This window comes from Cellulomonas sp. (assembly GCF_035634735.1).
Taxonomy (GTDB): domain Bacteria; phylum Actinomycetota; class Actinomycetes; order Actinomycetales; family Cellulomonadaceae; genus Cellulomonas.
The window spans coordinates 1-2,776 of record NZ_DASQCJ010000228.1 but is presented as its reverse complement, the minus strand read 5'-3'; the positions used below and the strand labels follow the sequence as shown (position 1 = coordinate 2,776).

Annotated in this window: 3 protein-coding genes; all 3 read left to right on the top strand. The window is 75.5% G+C overall.

What is annotated here, in order from left to right:
• The first annotated feature begins 107 nt into the window (after nt 1-107).
• Nucleotides 108-572, top strand: coding sequence for a histidine kinase (locus VER05_RS18265; protein ID WP_324846735.1), 465 nt, complete (start codon nt 108-110; stop codon nt 570-572).
• A 136-nt stretch (nt 573-708) separates the two neighbouring features.
• Nucleotides 709-2,259: an amidophosphoribosyltransferase gene (purF, locus tag VER05_RS18260; protein WP_324846734.1), complete on the top strand. Its 1,551-nt coding sequence runs from the start codon at nt 709-711 to the stop codon at nt 2,257-2,259.
• Nucleotides 2,256-2,776: phosphoribosylformylglycinamidine cyclo-ligase (locus tag VER05_RS18255; RefSeq protein WP_324846733.1), on the top strand; the 521-nt coding region annotated here is incomplete at its 3' end. The genes purF and VER05_RS18255, both read left to right, overlap by 4 nt.

Below are 2,776 nucleotides of genomic sequence, written 5' to 3'. Positions count from 1 at the left end.
TGCTCGACGGGCGCGGCGATGGTGGCCGGGTACCGCGGCGCGGGGTCGGCGGCGGTCTCCATCGACCCGAGCCTAGGGCGTCGGCCCGGAGCACCTAGGATCTGCGGGTGGCCGACACGACCGAACCCGGGCGACCCGACGACGAGCGGGGCGCCGACGCCCCCGCCCCGACGGGGCCCGCGGCTGCGCCCGAGCCCGCCGACGAGCCCGGGCCGGCCGGGGGCGCCGAGGCCGCCCCCGACCCCGCCGCCCCCGCGGAGCCGGAGGTCGCGCCGGTCCCCGACGAGGCGACGCTCGCCCGGGTCGCCGAGCCCGCGCGCGTCCGCCGCGCCCCCAAGATCGGCGCGTTCATCGTCGCCGGCGTCCTGCTCGGGGCCCTGGTCGGGCTCGTCGTGGCGCAGCTGGCCGCGTCGTCGAGCGGGCTCGCCGAGTCCGACCCCCAGGCGTTCATCGGGTTCCTGGGCGGCCAGACCGGCGCCCGGACGGTGTCGGCGTTCATCGGCGCGGTCGTCGGCGGGTTCGCCGGCGCGCTCGCGGCGCTGCTCGCGGACCGGCGCAGCCGCCGCCGCTGACCCCGCGCGGCACCCGGCCGACCCGGCGCGGCACCGCCGCCCACCGCCCGCGGCACCGCCGCGGGCCGCGGCGCACCCGGGACCGACGTCCCGGACGCCGGACGGGTCCGCGCGTGGCATGTGTCACCATGGAGTCGTGGCCCCCCGCGGAGACGGCAAGCTCAACCACGACCTCCTGCCGAACGAGAAGGGACCCCAGGACGCGTGCGGCGTGTTCGGGGTCTGGGCTCCCGGCGAGGAGGTCGCGAAGCTCACCTACTTCGGGCTGTACGCGCTGCAGCACCGGGGCCAGGAGTCCGCGGGCATCGCGACGTCGAACGGCGAGCAGCTGCTCGTCTACAAGGACATGGGCCTCGTCTCCCAGGTCTTCGACGAGACGGCGCTGAACGCCCTGCACGGCCACATCGCCGTCGGGCACGCCCGGTACTCCACGACCGGCGGCAGCACGTGGGAGAACGCCCAGCCGACGCTCGGCGCCACGGCCGGCGGCACCGTCGCCCTGGCGCACAACGGCAACCTGACGAACACGGCCGAGCTGGTCGACCTGGTCGCGGAGCGGTACGGCGCCCAGCGGCGCGGCGAGCTCGCGCGCGGCAACACCACCGACACGGCGCTGGTGACGGCGCTGTTCGCGGGGGACCAGGACCACACGCTCGAGGCCACCGCGATGGAGGTGCTCCCGCGGCTGCGCGGCGCCTTCAGCCTCGTCTGGATGGACGAGCACACGCTGTACGCCGCCCGCGACCCGCAGGGCGTCCGCCCGCTGGTGCTGGGCCGGCTGGAGCGGGGCTGGGTCGTCGCCTCGGAGACGCCGGCGCTCGACATCGTGGGCGCGTCGTTCGTCCGGGAGATCGAGCCGGGCGAGCTCGTCGCGATCGACGCGGACGGCCTGCGCACGCAGCGGTTCACCGAGCCGCAGCAGCGCGCCGGCTGCGTGTTCGAGTACGTCTACCTGGCCCGCCCGGACACCACGATCGCCGGGCGCTCCGTGCACGCCGCGCGGGTGGAGATGGGTCGCCGGCTGGCGAAGGAGCACCCGGTCGAGGCCGACCTGGTCATCCCGGTGCCCGAGTCCGGCACGCCCGCCGCGGTCGGCTACGCGCAGGCGTCGGGCATCCCGTTCGGGCAGGGGCTGACCAAGAACGCGTACGTCGGCCGGACGTTCATCCAGCCGTCGCAGACGCTGCGCCAGCTCGGCATCCGGCTCAAGCTCAACCCGCTGCGCGAGGTCATCCGCGGCAAGCGGCTCGTCGTGGTCGACGACTCGATCGTGCGCGGCAACACCCAGCGCGCGCTGATCCGGATGCTCCGCGAGGCCGGCGCGGCCGAGGTGCACGTGCGGATCAGCAGCCCGCCGGTGAAGTGGCCGTGCTTCTACGGCATCGACTTCGCGTCCCGCGCCGAGCTGATCGCCAACGGCCTGGCCGTCGAGGAGATCGGGTCCTCGCTGGGCGCGGACTCGCTCGGCTACATCTCGATGGACGGCATGATCGCCGCCACCGAGCAGCCCGCGGCGCAGCTGTGCACCGCGTGCTTCACCGGGAAGTACCCCATCGAGCTGCCGTCCCAGGACCGGCTCGGCAAGCACCTGCTGGAGCAGAACGAGCTGCCGCTCGGCGCTCCGGAGGACGGACTCGCCACCCTGGTCCCGGGGACCGGTGGCTCGAACGCGCTGGAGCACCCGTGACCGAGGGCATCACCTACGCCGCCGCCGGCGTCGACACCGAGGCGGGCGACAAGGCCGTCGAGCTGATGAAGGACGCCGTCCGCGCGACGCACGGCCCCCAGGTGCTGGGCGGGGTCGGCGGGTTCGCCGGGCTGTTCGACGCGTCGGCGCTGGTCGGCTACCGCCGCCCGCTGCTCGCGACGTCCACGGACGGCGTCGGCACCAAGGTGGCGATCGCGCAGGCGCTGGACGTGCACGACACGATCGGGTTCGACCTGGTCGGCATGGTGGTCGACGACATCGTCGTGGTGGGCGCGAAGCCGCTGTTCATGACCGACTACATCGCGTGCGGCCGGGTCGTGCCCGAGCGGATCGCGGACGTGGTGCGCGGCATCGCGGCGGCCTGCTCGGTCGCCGGCACCGCGCTGGTCGGCGGCGAGACCGCGGAGCACCCGGGCCTGCTCGGCCCCGACGAGTACGACGTCGCCGGCGCCGCGACCGGCGTGGTCGAGGCCGACGCGCTGCTCGGCCCCGAGCG